The 17,768-nt window shown below is 67.6% G+C and carries 20 protein-coding genes; 15 read left to right on the top strand and 5 right to left on the bottom strand.

What is annotated here, in order from left to right:
* The 8 genes from RTM68_RS01750 to RTM68_RS01715 form a co-directional block, all read left to right on the top strand.
* Positions 1–439, top strand: a 439-nt coding sequence (locus RTM68_RS01750; protein ID WP_312167744.1) for a PhoH family protein, incomplete at its 5' end; no start/stop codon positions are given.
* 16 nt (positions 440–455) lie between these two features.
* The gene (gene ybeY / locus RTM68_RS01745) at positions 456–914 is read left to right on the top strand and encodes an rRNA maturation RNase YbeY (RefSeq protein ID WP_056307252.1); all 459 of its coding nucleotides are present in this window, start codon (positions 456–458) and stop codon (positions 912–914) included.
* Positions 911–2,206 (top strand): hemolysin family protein, encoded by a 1,296-nt coding sequence (locus RTM68_RS01740; protein WP_312167741.1) that lies wholly within the window; start codon positions 911–913, stop codon positions 2,204–2,206. Before ybeY ends, RTM68_RS01740 begins: the two co-directional genes overlap by 4 nt.
* Complete coding sequence (era, locus tag RTM68_RS01735) at positions 2,199–3,095, top strand: GTPase Era (RefSeq protein WP_194763307.1); 897 nt, start codon at positions 2,199–2,201, stop codon at positions 3,093–3,095. Before RTM68_RS01740 ends, era begins: the two co-directional genes overlap by 8 nt.
* A 51-nt stretch (positions 3,096–3,146) precedes the next feature.
* Complete coding sequence (locus RTM68_RS01730) at positions 3,147–3,662, top strand: sigma-70 family RNA polymerase sigma factor (RefSeq protein WP_312167738.1); 516 nt, start codon at positions 3,147–3,149, stop codon at positions 3,660–3,662.
* Positions 3,663–3,667: 5 nt separating this feature from the next.
* Positions 3,668–4,648: a hypothetical protein gene (locus RTM68_RS01725; protein ID WP_312167881.1), complete on the top strand. Its 981-nt coding sequence runs from the start codon at positions 3,668–3,670 to the stop codon at positions 4,646–4,648.
* Positions 4,645–5,124, top strand: a complete 480-nt coding sequence (locus RTM68_RS01720; RefSeq protein WP_312167737.1) for a hypothetical protein — start codon at positions 4,645–4,647, stop codon at positions 5,122–5,124. Before RTM68_RS01725 ends, RTM68_RS01720 begins: the two co-directional genes overlap by 4 nt.
* 14 nt (positions 5,125–5,138) lie before the next feature.
* Positions 5,139–6,080 (top strand): NADP-dependent oxidoreductase, encoded by a 942-nt coding sequence (locus RTM68_RS01715; RefSeq protein ID WP_312167736.1) that lies wholly within the window; start codon positions 5,139–5,141, stop codon positions 6,078–6,080.
* Between the two features lie 12 nt (positions 6,081–6,092).
* Here the strand turns inward: RTM68_RS01715 and RTM68_RS01710 are convergent, their stop codons facing one another.
* Positions 6,093–6,737 (bottom strand): hypothetical protein, encoded by a 645-nt coding sequence (locus RTM68_RS01710; RefSeq protein WP_312167734.1) that lies wholly within the window; start codon positions 6,735–6,737, stop codon positions 6,093–6,095.
* A gap of 192 nt (positions 6,738–6,929) precedes the next feature.
* Between RTM68_RS01710 and leuA the strand changes: the two genes are divergently transcribed.
* On the top strand, positions 6,930–8,684 hold the full coding sequence (leuA, locus tag RTM68_RS01705; protein ID WP_312167733.1) for a 2-isopropylmalate synthase: 1,755 nt from the start codon (positions 6,930–6,932) through the stop codon (positions 8,682–8,684).
* 197 nt (positions 8,685–8,881) lie between these two features.
* Here the strand turns inward: leuA and RTM68_RS01700 are convergent, their stop codons facing one another.
* A complete protein-coding gene (locus tag RTM68_RS01700; RefSeq protein ID WP_312167731.1) occupies positions 8,882–9,568 on the bottom strand; it encodes a TRIC cation channel family protein in 687 nt (228 codons plus the stop codon).
* 34 nt (positions 9,569–9,602) lie between these two features.
* Between RTM68_RS01700 and recO the strand changes: the two genes are divergently transcribed.
* Positions 9,603–10,349 (top strand): DNA repair protein RecO, encoded by a 747-nt coding sequence (gene recO, locus RTM68_RS01695; RefSeq protein WP_312167730.1) that lies wholly within the window; start codon positions 9,603–9,605, stop codon positions 10,347–10,349.
* The gene (locus RTM68_RS01690) at positions 10,346–11,149 is read left to right on the top strand and encodes an isoprenyl transferase (RefSeq protein ID WP_312167728.1); all 804 of its coding nucleotides are present in this window, start codon (positions 10,346–10,348) and stop codon (positions 11,147–11,149) included. The genes recO and RTM68_RS01690 overlap by 4 nt, the downstream gene beginning before the upstream one ends.
* On the opposite strand, the gene RTM68_RS01685 is transcribed toward RTM68_RS01690, so the two are convergent.
* Positions 11,089–11,703 (bottom strand): AAA family ATPase, encoded by a 615-nt coding sequence (locus tag RTM68_RS01685; RefSeq protein ID WP_312167727.1) that lies wholly within the window; start codon positions 11,701–11,703, stop codon positions 11,089–11,091. The two genes, RTM68_RS01690 and RTM68_RS01685, sit on opposite strands and share 61 nt — an antisense overlap.
* A 53-nt stretch (positions 11,704–11,756) precedes the next feature.
* Between RTM68_RS01685 and RTM68_RS01680 the strand changes: the two genes are divergently transcribed.
* Entirely contained in the window at positions 11,757–12,449 is a 693-nt protein-coding gene (locus RTM68_RS01680; protein ID WP_312167725.1) for a DsbA family oxidoreductase, read from the top strand.
* 6 nt (positions 12,450–12,455) lie between these two features.
* On the opposite strand, the gene RTM68_RS01675 is transcribed toward RTM68_RS01680, so the two are convergent.
* Together RTM68_RS01675 and RTM68_RS01670 are read right to left on the bottom strand one after the other, a co-directional pair.
* On the bottom strand, positions 12,456–13,226 hold the full coding sequence (locus tag RTM68_RS01675) for a phosphotransferase (RefSeq protein WP_312167723.1): 771 nt from the start codon (positions 13,224–13,226) through the stop codon (positions 12,456–12,458).
* A gap of 48 nt (positions 13,227–13,274) precedes the next feature.
* Positions 13,275–13,769, bottom strand: a complete 495-nt coding sequence (locus RTM68_RS01670) for a glutathione peroxidase (protein WP_194763296.1) — start codon at positions 13,767–13,769, stop codon at positions 13,275–13,277.
* 59 nt (positions 13,770–13,828) lie between these two features.
* On the opposite strand from RTM68_RS01670, the gene dusB reads away from it, so the two are divergent.
* From dusB to dnaG, 3 genes are all read left to right on the top strand, one after another.
* Positions 13,829–14,983 carry a tRNA dihydrouridine synthase DusB gene (dusB, locus tag RTM68_RS01665; RefSeq protein WP_194763295.1) on the top strand — a complete coding sequence of 385 codons (1,155 nt, stop codon included), beginning with the start codon at positions 13,829–13,831 and terminating at the stop codon, positions 14,981–14,983.
* Entirely contained in the window at positions 14,973–16,367 is a 1,395-nt protein-coding gene (locus RTM68_RS01660) for a deoxyguanosinetriphosphate triphosphohydrolase (RefSeq protein WP_312167720.1), read from the top strand. The genes dusB and RTM68_RS01660 overlap by 11 nt, the downstream gene beginning before the upstream one ends.
* On the top strand, positions 16,367–17,768 hold a 1,402-nt coding region (gene dnaG, locus RTM68_RS01655), incomplete at its 3' end, for a DNA primase (protein ID WP_312167719.1). The genes RTM68_RS01660 and dnaG, both read left to right, overlap by 1 nt.

The following is a 17,768-nucleotide window of genomic DNA, read 5'->3' as shown; positions in this document are numbered from 1 at the left end:
GGGAACGATCGAGGTCGCGCCGCTGGCCTACATGCGCGGCCGCACGCTCAATGACTCGTTCGTGGTGCTCGATGAAGCGCAGAACACGACGCCCGAGCAGATGAAGATGTTCCTCACGCGTCTCGGCTTCGGCTCGAAGATGGTCGTCACCGGTGACATCACCCAGGTCGACCTTCCGCAGGGATCCTCGGGTCTCCGCCTGGTGACCCGCGTGCTCGACGGCATCGACGACATCCATTTCGCCCGGCTCACGAGCGACGACGTCGTGCGCCACTCCCTCGTCGGCCGCATCGTCGACGCGTACAGCGAGTACGACGAACGCCGCACCGCGCAGCGCTTCGAGCGTGAGCAGGCGGCGGAGTTCGCCAATCGCGCAGAGCGCCGAGGCGCGCAGCGACCCGGACCCCGGGACCGCAAGCCGAAACGAGGCCTCTCCTGATGAAACGAGCACAGAAATGATCGAGATCAACAACGAGTCGGCCATCGACGTCGACGAGACGGTGCTCCAGCGACTGACGGACTTCAATCTCGCCCAGATGCATGTCAGCCCCGATGCCGAGGTCGCGATCGTCCTCGTCGACGAGGGCGCCATGGAGGCACTGCACGTGCAGTGGATGGACGAGCCCGGCCCCACCGATGTGCTCAGCTTCCCCATGGATGAGCTGCGTCCCGGCACGGAGGACCGCCCGACGGCTCCCGGCCTGCTCGGCGACATCGTGCTGTGCCCGCAGGTCGCCGAGGCTCAGGCGCAGGCGGCAGGACACACGCTGATGGACGAGCTCATCCTGCTCACCACGCACGGACTGCTGCACCTGCTGGGCTTCGACCACGCAGAGCCCGACGAGGAGCGTGAGATGTTCGGACTGCAGAAGGAGCTCATCCAGGGCTTCGCTGCCGCCGAACGTCGACGATGACCGCGGCTCTCCTGCTCGCGGGAGCGGTGCTGCTGGTCGCCTTCGGCGGTCTCATGGCGGCGATCGACGCGGCCTTCGGTGTCACCTCGCGCTCCGACATCGCGGAGATGGGAACGGAGGGGCGCAACGCACGGCAGCTGGCGCGGATCGCGGTGGACCCGGATGCGCACGTCAACTCCGTCTCGTTCATCCGCGTCCTCGCCGAGACGGCTGCGGCCGTGCTCGTGACCGTCGCGTTCAGCATCCTCTTCGACAACATCTGGTGGGCGATGCTCGCGGCGGCGGTGCTGATGACCGGCATCACCTTCGTTCTCGTCGGTGCGAGTCCACGCTCCTTCGGGCGCCAGCATGCCGACCGCATACTCCGGGCCAACGCACCGATCGTCCGCGGGCTCCGCATCTTCCTGGGGCCGATCGCGCAGGGACTTGTCGTGCTCGGCAACCGCGTCACGCCCGGTACCGGCCGCAGCTCGTTCACCTCTGAAGAGCAGCTGCTCAGCATGGTCGACGAGGCCGCGTCGAACGATCTCATCGAAGCCGACGACCGCGACCTGATCCACTCGGTGTTCGACTTCACCGACCAGTTCGTGCGCGCCGTCATGGTGCCTCGCACCGAGATGGTCACCGTCGACGCCACCGCCACGACCGACGAGGCCATGACGCTGTTCCTGCAGCGCGGTGTCTCGCGGATGCCCGTGGTCGACGACGACGCCGATGACGTGGTGGGCGTGCTCTATCTCAAGGATCTCGTGCAGTTCGCGTATCGCGACGAGAGCGCGTGGCGGGCCGCGTCGATCCGGCCCATCTCGCGGCCCGCGACGTTCGTCCCCGAGTCGATGCGCGCCGAGACGCTGCTGCAGCAGATGAAGCGCGACGCCGTGCACGTGTGCCTTGTGATCGATGAACACGGTGGCATCTCGGGGCTCGTGACGCTCGAAGACCTCATCGAGGAACTCGTGGGTGAGATCTCCGACGAGTACGATCGAGTGGCAGCAGAAGTCGTCGAACTCGGCGACGGACGATACCGCGTGAGCGCCCGACTCTCGCTGGAGGATGTCGGCGATCTGTTCGGACTCGAACTCGAGGACGACGATGTCGACTCCATCGGCGGCCTGCTGGGCAAGGCCCTCGGCCAGGTGCCGCAGCCGGGAGCTATGGCGACCGTCGAGGGGCTCAACCTGACGGGCGGCGCGTCGAGAGGGCGAGGGCGCGGCATCGCGACGGTGTTCGTCGAGCGCGCAGCGAACGATCCTGCATCAGCAGGGCATGAAGGAGACCAGGACGATGACTGAGCAGACGCGAAGCGGGTTCGTGACCTTCGTGGGGCGCCCCAACGTCGGGAAGTCGACGCTCACCAATGCGCTCGTCGGCGAGAAGATCGCCATCACCAGCGAGAAGCCCCAGACGACGCGACGCGCCATCCGCGGAATCGTGAACCGCCCCGAGGGTCAGCTCGTGATCGTCGACACCCCCGGAATCCACAAGCCGCGGACGCTGCTCGGTGAGCGGCTGAACGACCTGGTGGAGCAGGTCCTCGGCGATGTCGACGTGATCGGATTCTGCGTGCCGGCGACCGAGAAGGTGGGCCCCGGAGATCGGCGGATCGCCGCGTCCCTCGACGGCTACCCCCGCGCGAAGAAGGTGGCGATCGTGACGAAGACCGACGCCGCCGGTCGCGATGAGATCACCGAACGGCTCCTGGAGGTCGATGCCCTGCGCGAAGACTGGGCTGCGGTGATCCCGCTCTCTGCTCTGACGCGCGATCAGCTCGAGGTCCTCGCGGACGAGGTGCTCTCCCTCATGCCGACCGGGCCCGCCCTGTACGGCGAAGGCGTCACGACGGACGAGTCCGAGGAGGATCGCATCGCGGAGATGATCCGTGAGGCGGCGCTGGACGGCGTGCGCGACGAGCTGCCGCACTCGATCGCCGTGGTGATCGACGACATCGCTCCCCGTGAGGACAGCGACCTCACCGACGTGCACGCCTCGATCGTCGTCGAGCGCGACAGCCAGAAGGCGATCATCATCGGCCACAAGGGCAAGAGACTCGCCGATGTGGGCCGTCGCGCACGCGTCGGCATCGAGGAGCTCCTCGGCACCCGGGTGTTCCTGGGACTGCACGTCAAGGTCGCCAAGGAATGGCAGCGCGACCCGAAGCAGCTCGGTCGACTCGGCTTCTGAGATGGAGGACCGACACGCTGAGCGGGTCGGGTGCTCCACCGGACGTCACAGATGAGCACCCGCGGCGACGACGCCGAGAAGCAGAAGGATCGCGCCTTCAGCGCGCTCTTCGATGCGAACTGGGCGCGCGTACGGCATCACGTCGAGGGTGTCGTCGACGACGACGCCGAGGTCACCGAGATCGTCTCCGAGGTCTTCCTCCTCGCCTGGTCGCGCCTCGACCCGATGAAGCCGGTGGATCATCTGTGGCTTCTGCGCGCGGCCGACCGCGTGCTGCGCTCGCGCGCGGCTCGCGCGGTCACGCGACGTACCGCACTCGACGCGGTGCACCAGGGGATGTCCGGTGCCGAGGGTGCCGCTGACCTCACCATGCGGGTGCGCGTTCTCACAGCTTTGGGTGTCCTATCCCGGACTGAGCGGCGTATCATCATGCTGACATACTGGGATGGGCTCGCGGTGGGGGAGATCGCTGAGATACTGCGCAGCCCGAAGATCCGAGTGAGGAAGACGCTGCGTCGCGCACAGCGAAAGCTGCGGGCGGCGCTCGGACTGGAGGAGGCGGGGTGACGGCGATGGGCGACCACGCGCTGCTGGATCGAGTGTTGACGGAGGCGGATCCCGCCCGGACCCCTCGCGATGCGCCCCCCGATGCCGCGGCGCTGATGATGCGCGACAGGATCATCCGCGACGCGAGGGCTCCTCGACGCAGTCGTGCCGTCGCCGTCGGGTGGGCCTCCGGCCTCGCGACGGCCGCCGCAGCCGCTGTGGTCGCCGTCGCGGTTCTCGTGCCACAGGGCGAAGCGGTCGCCGAGGGCCTGGATCCACTCGACTTCACGTCGGCGATGAGCACCGCGGCGACCGTCGAGACCGCGCAGGGGGCGCTCGCATCGGGTGACGGTCCGGCCGCTCCTGAGCGGCTCGTGCGGTCGGCGAGCTGGGCCTTCGACATCAACGGCAGTACCGGCGAGACCGAGGTCGTTCCCCAGCTGACCGTCCTGGAATGGGAGGCCGACCTTTCCGGACACATGACGAGCATCCTCGGCGTTCCCTACGATCCGGCTGACGCGACCGCGAACATGGGCGCCGAGGTGAGCAGTTCGGGACAGGTCTCTGTCGATCTGCCGATCGAGCCCGGCCAGTTCGCGACCGCCGTTCCGGAGCCGTTCGGGAACAGCGAGCGCGACGTCGCGACGGCACTCTCGGCATTCGGGATGCCTGCGGACCCCACCGGGGCCGAGCTGCTGACGGCCATGACGACGATGTTGCAGCAATGGTCGCTGACCGACGAGCAGCAGTCGCAGCTGCTCAGCATGCTGGAAACCACGGGCGACGCGCAGGGGCTGGGGTCGACGGTCGACCGGCTCGGGCGTCCGGCGGCAGGCCTGCGGGTCACGTCCGACGACGGCGCAGCGAGCGACGTCGTGTTGATCTCTGCCGACACAGGTCGCATCATCGGGATCGAGCGCACCAATCTCGAGGACACCGACCTCATCGATGCCGGTGCCGTGGTGTCGTACACGCTGTGGGATGTGGACGAGAGCCTGATCCGATGAGATCCGGGAGAGTCGCCACCGCGATCGTCCTCGGCGTTCTCGCGGCAGGGACCCTGAGCGGAGCTGCGCATGCCGAGGGGTTCGGCGATGAAGAGGTCGCGAGCCTCATCGTCGAGGTGATGGACGAGGTGCCCGGCGGGGTGATCATCGACAGGAACCACGCCGTATGGCCCGAACTCGGCATGACGCTGACGGTGCCGACTCGCGGAGAGATCATCCTGCGTGCGGCGGTCGGCTCCTGCGCCACCGGCCAGGTGTGCGCCTTCACCGGAGCTTCGCTCACCGGAGCCAAGCTCAGCTGGACGACGTGCTCGACGCACAGCATCCCGTCGAGCTTCGTCACGAGATCGATCGCGGACGCGCGCTCGAGCGGATACGCGCAGGCGCGCAACGTCACCACGGTTCTCGCGACGGCTGCCGCGAACGGGTGGGCGAACGTGTCAGGCACGGCGACCAACCTCCGCTGCGTGCTCTGAGGAGAGGAGAGCACATGACCGTCGCCGAGCGATGGATCGCGACCACCTGGGGTGGGCCCGAGACCTGGGAGTTCGTAGAGACCCACGTGCCGGATCCCGGACCGGGGGAGATCACCGTTCGCGTCCTCGCTTCGGGGGTGAACCCGGCAGATGCCAAGCATGTCGCGACGCCGCGTGACGGTGTCGATCTGCCCGTGCCGATCGGGTACGAGATCTCGGGCGTCGTGACGGCCATCGGTCCCGACACGCGAATCGGTTCGGGCGAGGTCTCGCTCGGCGACGAGGTGATCGCATTCCGTGTACGCGGCGGCTTCGCGACGGAGCTCACCGTGCCCGCGGAGAAGGCGTTCGCCAAACCCACGACACTCACGCACGCCGAGGCGGCGAACCTGCTGCTCGCCGGAACCACCGCGGCGGAGATGCTGCACGTGACCCGGGTCACGCCGGGGGAGACGATCCTGCTCCACGGCGCGTCGGGTGCGGTCGGCGTCAGTCTGCTGCAGCAGGCGGCGCTGCGCGGAATCACCGTGATCGGGACTGCGAGCGAGGCGCGCGCGAAGGTCGTGCGCGATTTCGGCGGGATCCCGGTGCGCTACGGCCCTGGTCTCGCAGACCGCGTGCGCTCTCTCGCAGGAGAGGATGTCGTCGCCTCCCTCGACGCGGTGGGGACCGACGAGGCGATCGACGTCTCGCTCGAGCTCGTCGCCGACAGGAGCCGCATCGTGACCATCGCCGCTGCCCCGCGTGCCGCCGCCGAAGGCATCCGCGCCATAGCGGGGTCTCAGCCCGCGAGCGCCCGATTCCGCGATGAGATCCGAGGCGAGCTCGTGACCATGGCGCAGCGCGGAGATCTGGTCGTGCCCGTGGCGCGGACGTTCCCTCTCGAAGAGGCGCCTGTGGCTCTCGCGCTCCTGGCGGGTGGGCATCCGGGCGGGAAGCTCGCGCTCATCCCCTGATCTCCCGGCGGACTAGCCGACCGTCTGGATGGCGGACGTGACGATGACGACGCCCTCGCCGTATGCGGCGTCGACGGCATCCTGCAGCGTGCCGTCGTCCCAGACCACCTGCACCCAGACGTAGCCTCGCTCAGGCCAGGATGTCAGCGCGTCGGTGCCGAGCCATGCGACCACCTCGTCCTGCACCAGAGACAACTCGCGGTCGTCGGTGTGGCCGTCCACTCCTCGCGTGGGGTCCTCGTTCGGCATCGGGTCGTACAGAGCGAGGAGTGTCGGCGGATCGGTGAGAGTGAATCGCTCGCCGTCATACGTACCCCGGGCCGCATACGAGCCCCATCTGACCTCACCGCTCGATTCGCTGCCGTCGACCTGATCCCACGTCCACCCGTCGACGGGGACGCCGACGCACTGCGGCGGGTACGACTCCATCACGATGCCCAGGCAGATCTCGACGTCACCGGACGCATCGATCACCGTGCCGGCTGCGGTCACCGGCCCCTCGGGCGGAGCGACGGCCGGCGCAGTCGCAGGAAGCCCCACCGGTGAGCTCGTCGGGGCGGGGGAGGAGCCCGCATCCGTCGAACACCCCGGCAGCACGAGAAGCGCGGTCGCGGCGACTGCAGCGGCGGCAGACGCGAGAGTGCGTGAGATCGTCATACTCCCCAGTGTCGCGCGCGCTGTGATCGTCTCACGGTGCGGTCACTGCGCCTCTTCCTGCTACCATGGCCGCATGCCTTTCGGCGGTCTGCTTCTTCTTAGCTGCCGCGACGAGTCCTCAAGCTAGGGCCTTCCTCGTCGCGGCGCTTGTGTTGGCCCGTACACATTTCTGACGAAGAGAAGACGCCCATCATGCACAACACCCAGCGCCCGTCCGCGATGCCGATCCACAAGTATCGGCCGTTCCACGAGCAGATCGCCGTCCACCTGCCCGACCGCACCTGGCCCGACGCCCGTATCACCGAGGCTCCCCGCTGGTGCGCCGTCGACCTGCGCGACGGCAACCAGGCGCTCATCGACCCGATGTCTCCCGAGCGCAAGCGAGTGATGTTCGAGCTGCTCGTCAGCATGGGCTACAAGGAGATCGAGGTCGGGTTCCCCTCGGCGAGCCAGACCGACTTCGACTTCGTGCGTCAGCTCATCGAAGAGAATCTGATCCCCGACGACGTCACGATCCAGGTGCTGACCCAGGCGCGCGAACACCTGATCGCCCGTACCTACGAGTCGATCGTCGGCGCGAAGCAGGCCATCGTGCACCTGTACAACTCGACCAGCGTGCTGCAGCGCGAGGTCGTGTTCCGCACCGACAAGCAGGGCATCATCGACATCGCTCTCGAGGGTGCGCGCCTGTGCCGTCAGTACGAGAAGACGATCCCCGACACGCAGGTCTACTACGAGTACTCGCCCGAGAGCTACACGGGCACCGAGCTCGAGTTCGCAGTGGACGTCTGCAACCAGGTGATCGAGATCTTCGAGCCCACTCCCGACCGCAAGGTCATCATCAACCTGCCGGCGACCGTCGAGATGGCTTCGCCGAACGTCTACGCCGATTCGATCGAGTGGATGAGCCGCAACCTCGCGCACCGCGAGAACGTGATCCTGTCTCTGCACCCGCACAACGACCGCGGCACCGCGATCGCTGCGGCCGAGCTCGGCTACATGGCCGGCGCCGACCGCATCGAGGGCTGCCTGTTCGGCAACGGCGAGCGCACGGGCAACGTCGACATCGTGGCGCTGGGCATCAACCTGTTCACGCAGGGCATCGATCCGCAGATCGACTTCAGCGACATCGACCAGGTCAAGCGCACGGTCGAGTACTGCAACCAGCTGCCGGTGCCCGAGCGCAGCCCCTGGGCGGGAGACCTGGTCTTCACCGCGTTCAGCGGCTCGCACCAGGATGCGATCAAGAAGGGCTTCGAGGCGATGGCCGTCCGTGCCGAGGCCGAGGGCGTCACGGTCGACGACATCGAGTGGGCCGTGCCGTACCTGCCGGTCGACCCGAAGGACCTCGGTCGCTCCTACGAGGCAGTGATCCGGGTCAACTCGCAGTCCGGCAAGGGCGGTGTGGCATACCTGCTGAAGGCCGACCACGCGATCGACCTGCCGCGCAAGCTGCAGATCGAGTTCTCGGGCGTCGTGCAGACGAAGACCGACGCCGAGGGCGGCGAGGTCACGAGCGAGCAGATCTGGTCGATCTTCAACGACGAGTACCTGCCCGCCGCCGACACCGAGGCCAAGTGGGGTCGGTTCGAACTGCTCTCGACGCAGACCCGCAGCGACATGTCGGGCGACGTGGTCCTCGATGTGACACTGCGCGACGATGACCAGCAGGTCGCGGTGACAGGCAATGGCAACGGCCCGATCGCCGCGTTCATCGAGGTGCTGCGCGGACAGGGCTTCGACATCACGCTCTACGACTACGTCGAGCACGCTCTCAGTGCTGGCGGTGACGCGCAGGCCGCGGCCTACGTCGAGCTGCAGATCGGCGACCAGCGGCTGTGGGGCGTCGGCATCGACGGTGACATCTCGACCGCATCGCTCAAGGCGATCGTGTCGGGCGTCAACCGCTCGATCCGCACTCGCCAGCAGGAGCTCGCCGCAGTCTGACAGGATGCGCGCTCCTGGTCGTTGAGCGAGGCGGCGGAGCGTTGCCCGTTTCCGGTCGTTGAGCGAGGACGGCGGAGCCGACCGAGACGAAACGTGGTGAGGTGCTTCACGAGGGTCGCCACGTTTCGTCTCGGTGCTGAGACCGGCACGGATCGAGCGCCAGCGAGTCGACGCGTCCTCGCTCGACGAGCGGGGCCTCAGGGCTTGATGATCGGGATCACACCCGTCTCGGCGGCGACCTTGCGGCGGTACAGACGTCGTTGCTCAGGCAGCGACACATCGAAGCTCACCGCGAGCACGCGGATGATCGCGGTGACGATGATGCCGAGCACGGCGGCGAGCGGGATGGGCATGCCGAAAGCGTTCGCGATCACGATGAACGTGCATCCCGCTCCGGCGGCCACGGCGTAGAGAGACCCGACGTGCATGATCGCGGTCGGCAGGCCCATCAGCATGTCTCTGAGGACGCCGCCGCCGACGGCGGCGCACGCTCCGATGAAGACCGCAGGCACCGGGGGGATGCCGAAGGCGATGGCCTTGCTCGTGCCGAAGGCGCCGAACATACCGATGACGACGGCATCGAGCACGACGATGACGCGGTTGAGTCGATTGAAGAGACCGGCCAGCAGCATGCCGAACAGGGATGCTCCGGTCGCCGTCAGCAGGTACCAGTTGTTCTGCAGGGTCGCCGGAGTCTGCCCGAGCAGGATGTCGCGGATGAGGCCCCCGCCCATGCCGATCATGATCCCGATGATGGCGACACCGAGCCAGTCGAGACGCCGCTGCCCCTGGAAGCCCGAGGCGAACATCGCACCCTGCACTCCGCCGAGGCCGACGCCGAGCAGGTCCGCCCAGAGCGGAATGATGAAGAGCGGTTCGGTCACCCCTCCATTCTTCCGCACGGAGGATAATCGAGGAGTGCCCACCTACCGAGACGAAGCGGTGATCCTGCGCACCCACAAGCTGGGTGAGGCGGATCGCATCGTCACGATGCTCTCGCGCGGTCACGGCAAGATCCGCGCGGTGGCCAAGGGAGTGCGGCGCACATCGTCGAAGTTCGGATCTCGTCTCGAGCCCTTCATGGTCGCCGACGTGCAGCTCTACCAGGGCCGTTCTCTCGACATCGTGCAGCAGGCGGAGTCTCTCGGGTCGTACGGGTCCGACATCGCGGCGCATTACGACCGGTTCACCTCCGCCAACGCGATGGTCGAGACCGCCGATCGGCTCAGCGATTCCGAGGCCACCCCCCAGCAGTACTTGCTGCTCGTGGGCGGGCTGCGCGCGCTCTCGCGCGGCGAGCATTCGCCACGCAGCATCCTCGACTCGTATCTGCTTCGGGTCATGGCGCTGTCGGGGTGGGCGCCCTCGCTCGGAGACTGCGCTCGGTGCGCCGCCCCGGGACCGCATGCGCATTTCGTCGGACAGCTCGGTGGCGCCGTCTGCGTGAACTGCGCACCGGCCGGCAGCCCGCGGGTGGCCGACAGGACACTTTCCCTGTTGCGCGCCCTGATGGCCGGCGAATGGGAAGTCATCGATGGAGCGCCGCTCGCCGACACGGCAGCGGCGTCAGGCCTCGTCTCCGCCTACGCCCAATGGCACCTGGAACGCGGCATCCGCTCGCTCGCGCACCTCGTGCCCGACGAACCCCGAGAAGGAGCGCTGTGAGCCCCAAGCCCTACACGCACAAGGATGCAGTGGCGTACCGCCCGCTCGATTGGACGGGCGTGTATCCGCCGACCTTCCCCGCAGTGCCCGAGCACGTCGCGATCGTCATGGATGGCAACGGACGCTGGGCGAACCGTCGCGGTCTCAATCGCGTCGAGGGGCACAAGGCAGGGGAAGAGGTTCTCCTCGACGTGGTCGCTGGCGCGATCCAGGCCGGGGTGAAGCATCTCTCCGTGTACGCGTTCTCGACCGAGAACTGGGCGCGGTCTCCTGAAGAGGTCCGCTTCCTGATGGGCTACAACCGCGACGTGCTGCATCGTCGCCGCGACCAGCTCAACGAGTGGGGTGTACGTGTGCGCTGGGCCGGCCGCAAGCCGCGCCTGTGGGGCAGCGTCATCAAAGAGTTGCAGTACGCCGAGCAGCTGACCAAGGACAACGACGTGCTCACGCTCACCATGTGCGTGAACTACGGCGGTCGCGTAGAGCTCGTCGACGCCATGCGGTCGATCGCGGCCGATGTGGCGTCCGGCAAGGTCAAGCCGAATGCGATCAGCGAGAAGATGATCCGTCGGCACCTCTACGTCCCGGACATGCCGGACGTCGACCTCTTCGTGCGCAGCTCGGGGGAGCAGCGCACATCGAACTTCCTGCTGTGGCAGGCGGCCTACGCCGAGATGGTGTTCCTCGACACGCTCTGGCCCGACTTCTCCCGTGAAGAGCTGTGGCGCTCGATCGGCATCTACCTGTCGCGAGACCGCCGCTTCGGCGGAGCGATCGACACCCCGGATGCTTCTGCCTGAGCCCGCAGCCACCGTTCCGTCTCTCGCGGGTGGCGCAGTCTGACGATCGTCAGATGCGGGAAGAGCTCCCTCTTCACAGGCATCTGCGTGGACCAGAACCGACGGGTCTTGGTCTGCCAGGCCAGGATGCTGCGCGCGGGATCGCGCGTCGTCAACAGCTGCCAGAGCGGCTTCTCGACATTTCCGTTGTACATCTCGGTGCGCAGGACGCTGCGGCTCAGCGTGCGGCGCAGCAGCCTCATACGTACGACGGGCCAGGGGTAGTCGAGCCAGATGACGAGCTGCGCCCGCGGCGTCATGATCTCATCGGTGCCCTTGCTGGTGTACTGCCACTCGGTGATCCAGCGTTCGGAGACTGCGAATGCCCGCACGTCGTCGAGGAACGACGGACGCGGAGTCCAGTTCTCGCCGTGGAACAACCCGTCGATCTCCACGTGCCGCAGGTTCCACAGCGACCCCAGCCGCTGAGCGAGGGTGGTCTTGCCCGAACCTGTCACGCCTGCGACCAGCACTCTCTCGGGGCTGAACGGCAGGGGATCATCGGCGGCGAGCATCCGAGAATCTTACCGACGGAATAGCCCACAGGCTCATGCGGTTGGATGTCAGTGTGAGTGAAGCCATCTCGATCGACATCTGGTCCGACATCGCCTGCCCCTGGTGCTACATCGGCAAGCGCAATCTCGAGAAGGGACTCGAAGCCGTCGCCGGCGACGATGACGCCCCGCAGGTGAACATCACCTTCCACTCGTTCGAGCTGTCGCCCGACACCCCCGTCGACTTCGACGGCGATGAGATCGACTTCCTCGCCGGTCACAAGGGCATGCCCCGCGATCAGGTGGAGCAGATGCTGTCGCACGTCACCGGCGTCGCCGAGAACGCCGGTCTCGAGTACCGGTTCGATCTTCTGCAGCACACCAACACCGTGAAGGCGCACGAACTGCTCCACTTCGCGAAGGCCCAGGGCGTGCAGCACGAGATGGAGGAGCGACTGATGTCGGCGTACTTCACCGAGGGCAAGCACGTGGGACGCATCGACGACCTGGTCGCCCTCGCGGTGGAGGTCGGACTCAATCCCGACGACACCCGCGACGCGCTGGTGTCGTCGCGACACCTCGCCGATGTCCGTCAGGACCAGGCTCAGGCTCAGGCTTACGGCATCCAGGGAGTGCCGTTCTTCGTCATCGACGGACAGTACGGCATCAGCGGTGCGCAGCCGCCGGCAGCGTTCGAGAACGTGCTGCGCGACCTGTGGAGCAAGCGCGGACAGGACGAGAGCGACCTCGAAGAGGCTGCGGTCTGACCACTCTCAGGCGTCGCCGTTCGGCGACGCCTGAGTCAGAGCGGTGAGCCAGACGGACCTGTGCGCGTCGACGTAGTCGACAGCGGCAGTCCAGTGCACCCCGTGGCCCTCGGTGAACATCGATGCCCAGGGTTCCCGTCCCTGCGCGTGCGACGTCGCCAGCAGATCGAGCATGGCGGCGGCACGCTCGCGCATCGCCTCAGGCAGGCGCTCGCGTAGTCCGAGATCGGCGCCGTAGCCGTCGATGAAGGCGCGCAGGTCGCGTGCCGCGTCCTCGGGCGGCACCTGCACCCGCGAGAGCGTGAACGCCTGCGCGGCGTATGCGAGATCCCAGAGCCGCGTGCTCGGTGCGGCGGCATCCCAGTCGATGAAGACCCAGCGATCTCCGATCACCAGGTTCCAGGGAGCGAGGTCGTTGTGGCACACGAGTTCGTCTCCGGGGGCCGGGATGGCTGTCTCCCAGACCGCATCACGGGGAGGGGAGAAGAGACCACTCGCGTCGTGGATCGATCGCACCATCGCTCCCACGCGGCGCAGTTGATCGTGCGTGAACGCCGCCGCGTGCAGCGCGAGAGTCCCCGGCACGAATTCGATGATCTGGCGCCCCTCGTGATCGCGACCGAGCGGCTCGGCGACGTCGATCCCGTGCTCGCGCAGATGCCGCATGAGCGCGTGCACGCCGTCGGTTGCAGGGGTCCAGCTCTTGCGCACCGTGTCGCCGACCCGGGTGACCGAGCCGCTCGCATTCCCGCCGCTCAGCGGCTCTTCGTCGTGCATGCGCAGTCCTCCGGGCACCGGATCGCCTGCCGGCTCACCGCCGCATCGTCAGCGGGTCAGAGCCGCCTCGATCGCCCCGACGATCTCCGGGTCGTTCGGCTTCTGCTTCGGACGGAAGCGCACGACCTCGCCGTCGGGCAGCACGAGGAACTTCTCGAAGTTCCACTCGACGCGACCCGCCTTGCCGCCGGCATCCGGGGTCTGCTTCAGCGTCTTGTAGAGGTCGGTGGCGTTCCTGCCGTTGACCTTGACCTTGTCGGTGATCGGGAAGGTGACGCCGTAGGTGGTCGAGCAGAACTCGAGGATCTGATCGACTGAACCCGGCTCCTGACCGAAGAACTGGTTGCAGGGGAACCCGACGACGCTGAATCCGCGATCGCTGTACAGGCGCTGAAGCTCCTCGAGCTGCTCGTACTGCGGGGTGAGTCCGCACTTCGAGGCGACGTTGACCACCAGCACCACGTCGGCACCGAGATCGTCGAGCGTCTTCTCCGTGCCGTCGGCGTCAGTGAAGGGGATGGAGCGGACAGCGGGATCGGTCATGTTCACAGCTTAGATCGATGCGCCGCGACCGGCTCCGTGTCTGGGAGAATGGAGAGGACATGACTCTCGCCACCGCTTCAGCTCGCACCCTCAACATCGGTCCGATCGCCCTCGACGTGCCGGTGGTCCTGGCACCCATGGCGGGGATCACCAACACCGCCTTCCGTCGGCTCTGCCGTGAGTACGGCGCAGGGCTCTACGTGAGCGAGATGATCACGTCCCGCGCGCTGGTCGAGCGCAATGAGACGACGATGCGTCTGATCCGCCACCACGAGTCCGAGACGCCGCGGTCGATCCAGCTGTACGGAGTCGACCCGCACACGATCGCCGAGGCCGTGCGCATCATCGTCGCCGAGGACCACGCCGACCACATCGACCTGAACTTCGGCTGCCCGGTGCCCAAGGTCACGCGCAAGGGCGGGGGAGCGGCCCTTCCGTGGAAGAGCTCCCTCTTCTCGCAGATCGTCACGCAGGCCGTGAAAGCCGCCGGTGACATCCCGCTGACGATCAAGATGCGCAAGGGCATCGACCCCGACCACCTCACCTTCCTCGACGCCGGGCGCGCTGCCGAGGATGCGGGTGTCGCGTCGATCGCCCTGCATGCGCGCACCGCCAGCGAGTTCTACTCCGGCCACGCCGACTGGAACGCGATCGGTGAGCTCAAGCAGGCCGTGACGAGCGTGCCGGTTCTCGGCAACGGCGACATCTGGTCGGCCGACGATGCTGTGCGCATGATGCAGCAGACCGACTGCGACGGCGTGGTCGTCGGCCGCGGATGCCTCGGGCGCCCGTGGCTGTTCGGCGAGCTGGCCGCAGCCTTCGGTGCCGAGTCGCATCCGGTCGATGCGACGCTCGGGTTCGTGGCCGATGCGTTCCGCCGTCACGCCGAGCTGCTCGTCGAGTTCTTCGAAGACGAGGATCGCGGCTGCCGCGACGTCCGCAAGCACGTCGCCTGGTACTTCAAGGGCTATCCGGTCGGAGGCGACATCCGCACCGGACTCGCCACGGCATCGAGCCTCGCCGAGATCGACGATCTGCTGGGGCGTCTCGACCACACCGCTCCCTATCCCGGCGCGGATGCCGAGGGGCAGCGCGGCCGTTCGGGCCGTCCGAAGCGTCCCGCTCTGCCGGACAAGTGGCTGGAGTCGCGTGAGCTCGCGGCCTCGGCGTCGGAGATGATGCGAGGGGCGGAGATCGAGAACAGTGGTGGCTGATCTGCAGGCAGGCGCGGCCTCGGGGCGTGCCGACGGCTATGACCCGCGCGACGCCGAGCGCTTCTTCGCCGAGACCCACCGTTCCGAACGCGACGACTTCGCCCGCGACCGCGCCCGGGTGCTGCACACCGCTGCACTGCGTCGACTCGCTGCGAAGACCCAGGTGCTCAGCCCGGCGAGCACGGCCGACTTCGCCCGCAACCGTCTCACGCATTCGCTCGAGGTGGCACAGGTCGGTCGCGAGCTGGCCACGGCTCTGGGGGTCTCGGCGGATGTCGTCGACACCGCGTGCTTGAGCCATGACCTCGGCCATCCGCCCTTCGGTCACAACGGCGAGCGTGCGCTCAACGAGTGGGCGGCGGACATCGGAGGCTTCGAGGGCAACGCGCAGTCGTTGCGGATCCTCACCCGACTCGAGGCCAAGGTCATCGACGATTCGGGCCAGTCGGTCGGGCTGAACCTCACGCGGGCCAGCCTTGACGCGACGTGCAAGTACCCCTGGACGGTTGACAGCCCGGTGCCTGATCCGGGTGGTCGACTCAAGTTCGGGGTGTATCCCGAAGACGAGGCCGTGTTCCGGTGGATGCGCGAGGGGGCGACCGGCCGCCTGCGCTGTATCGAGGCCGAGATCATGGACCTCTCCGACGACATCGGCTATTCGGTCCACGACTTCGAGGACGCGATCGTCAACGGCTACGTTGATGTGGCGCAGCTCTCCGACCCGCGTGCACACGACTCGCTGATCGACCGCATCCAGCAGTGGGTGGGCTACGACTTCACGCGCGACGAACTCGCCGACGCGCTGTACCGGCTGGCCTCGCAGCCGATGTGGCTGAAGTCCTTCGATCGGTCGCGCCACGACCTCGCACGGCTCAAGAACCTCACGAGCGACTTCATCGGCCGATTCGCCCGGGCCGCGGTCTCGGCGACGCGCGAGGCGTATGCGGGGTCGGTGCTCGTGCGGTACAACGCGCACGTCGTCGTGCCTCGCGTCATCGAAGCCGAGATCGCCGTGCTCAAGGGGATCATGGGCCAGGCGATCGTGACGATCGACGCCCGCAAGGGCGTCTACAAGGAGCAGCGTCGGGTGCTGACCCGACTCGCAGACGCGCTGTGGTCGACAGATGCGCTGTGGTCTGCGGGAGCGGACGTGCTCGAGCCCGCCTTCTCCGCCGACTTCGTCGCGGCGACCACCGACGCCGAGCGCGCGCGCGTGGTCGTCGACCAGATCGCGAGTCTCACCGACCAGAGCGCGATCGACTGGCACAACCGGCTCGTGGGAGAGATCGATCCCGCCGAGGTCGGCATCTGGAATCCGCGCCACGCGCGCCCCGGAGCACGCGTGCACACGCCGCGGCAGGCGGTCGTCGAAGGGGCCGGCTGATGCCCCGCATCCGCCAGGCCGATGTCGACGAGGTCAAAGCTCGCACGAACATCGCCGACATCGTCGGAGAGCGGGTCTCGCTGAAATCCGCGGGTGTCGGTTCTCTCAAGGGCCTGTGCCCGTTCCATGACGAGAAGAGCCCGAGCTTCCACGTCCGACCTCAGGTCGGGTACTACCACTGCTTCGGGTGCGGAGAGTCCGGCGACGTCTACTCGTTCCTGCGCGAGATGGACCACGTCAGCTTCACCGAGGCCGTCGAGCGGCTCGCGGGACGCATCGGCTACGCCCTGCACTACGAAGACGGGGGATCAGCCCCCGAGACGAGCGGTCGTAGTCGCCTCTACGCGGCGAACACCGCAGCGGCGGAGTTCTTCCGCGCGCAGCTGCTCACGCCGGATGCGGAGGCGGGGCGACGCTTTCTCGGCGAGCGCGGCTTCGATGCCGGTGCCGCGGCTCATTTCGGAGTCGGCTTCGCCCCGCGTGGGTGGGACGGGATGCTCAAGGCGCTGACTGCTCAGGGGTTCACGCGTGAGGAGCTCAGCACCGCGGGACTCGTGTCGACGGGACAGCGCGGAGTGTACGACCGCTTCCGTGGCCGGCTGGTGTGGCCGATCCGCGACGTGTCCGGCCAGACGATCGGCTTCGGCGCCCGCAAGCTCTTCGACGACGACCAGGGCCCGAAGTACCTCAACACCCCCGAGACGCCGATCTACAAGAAGGCGCAGGTGCTGTACGGCCTCGACCTCGCGAAGCGCGACATCGCCCGCGGCGATCCTCGCCGTGTCGTCGTCGTCGAGGGGTACACCGATGTCATGGCGTGCCACCTCGCGGGGCTGACCACCGCGATCGCGACGTGTGGCACCGCGTTCGGCACCGACCACATCAAGGTGCTTCGCCGGGTCATGGGTGATGACAACGCCTCCGGAGAAGTGGTCTTCACCTTCGACGGCGACGAGGCGGGCCAGAAGGCGGCGCTCCGCGCGTTCACCGAGGACGACCGCTTCAACGCCCAGACCTTCGTCGCCGTCGCACCCGACGGTCTCGACCCCTGCGACCTGCGGCTGCAGCGCGGAGACTCGGCAGTGCGGTCTCTGATGGAGACCAAGCAGCCGATGTTCGAGTTCGCGATCGACCGCAAGCTCGGCGGCTTCGACCTCTCCACAGTCGAAGGGCGGGTGGGTGCGCTCCGCGCCGCGGCGCCCATCGTCGCCGAGATCCGCGACCGTCTGCTGCGCCCGGGCTACGAGCGCGTGCTGGCTCGCCGATTGGGCATGGACCCGACCGAGGTGCACGGCGAGGTCGAGCGCGCTGCGCGCGGAGCGGCCAACAACAGCGGCAGGCATGAGACGAGCAGACACGAGACGGGCAGGCGCGAGGGCGCCGGCGACGCGCAGCAGTCGG

It is taken from the genome of Microbacterium sp. (assembly GCF_031988965.1).
Taxonomy (GTDB): domain Bacteria; phylum Actinomycetota; class Actinomycetes; order Actinomycetales; family Microbacteriaceae; genus Microbacterium.
This window is presented reverse-complemented; position numbering and strand designations above follow the sequence as displayed.

Bases quoted from the DNA above. Each gene is read 5' to 3' on its own strand.
- RTM68_RS01720 (WP_312167737.1), top strand. From the start codon at position 4,645: ATGAGATCCGGGAGAGTCGCCACCGCGATCGTCCTCGGCGTTCTCGCG.
- era (WP_194763307.1), top strand. From the start codon at position 2,199: ATGACTGAGCAGACGCGAAGCGGGTTCGTGACCTTCGTGGGGCGCCCC.
- RTM68_RS01730 (WP_312167738.1), top strand. From the start codon at position 3,147: ATGAGCACCCGCGGCGACGACGCCGAGAAGCAGAAGGATCGCGCCTTC.
- RTM68_RS01685 (WP_312167727.1), bottom strand. From the start codon at position 11,703: ATGCTCGCCGCCGATGATCCCCTGCCGTTCAGCCCCGAGAGAGTGCTG.
- RTM68_RS01710 (WP_312167734.1), bottom strand. From the start codon at position 6,737: ATGACGATCTCACGCACTCTCGCGTCTGCCGCCGCTGCAGTCGCCGCG.
- RTM68_RS01715 (WP_312167736.1), top strand. From the start codon at position 5,139: ATGACCGTCGCCGAGCGATGGATCGCGACCACCTGGGGTGGGCCCGAG.
- RTM68_RS01725 (WP_312167881.1), top strand. From the start codon at position 3,668: ATGGGCGACCACGCGCTGCTGGATCGAGTGTTGACGGAGGCGGATCCC.
- RTM68_RS01740 (WP_312167741.1), top strand. From the start codon at position 911: ATGACCGCGGCTCTCCTGCTCGCGGGAGCGGTGCTGCTGGTCGCCTTC.
- RTM68_RS01675 (WP_312167723.1), bottom strand. From the start codon at position 13,226: ATGCACGACGAAGAGCCGCTGAGCGGCGGGAATGCGAGCGGCTCGGTC.
- ybeY (WP_056307252.1), top strand. From the start codon at position 456: ATGATCGAGATCAACAACGAGTCGGCCATCGACGTCGACGAGACGGTG.
- RTM68_RS01670 (WP_194763296.1), bottom strand. From the start codon at position 13,769: ATGACCGATCCCGCTGTCCGCTCCATCCCCTTCACTGACGCCGACGGC.
- dusB (WP_194763295.1), top strand. From the start codon at position 13,829: ATGACTCTCGCCACCGCTTCAGCTCGCACCCTCAACATCGGTCCGATC.
- leuA (WP_312167733.1), top strand. From the start codon at position 6,930: ATGCACAACACCCAGCGCCCGTCCGCGATGCCGATCCACAAGTATCGG.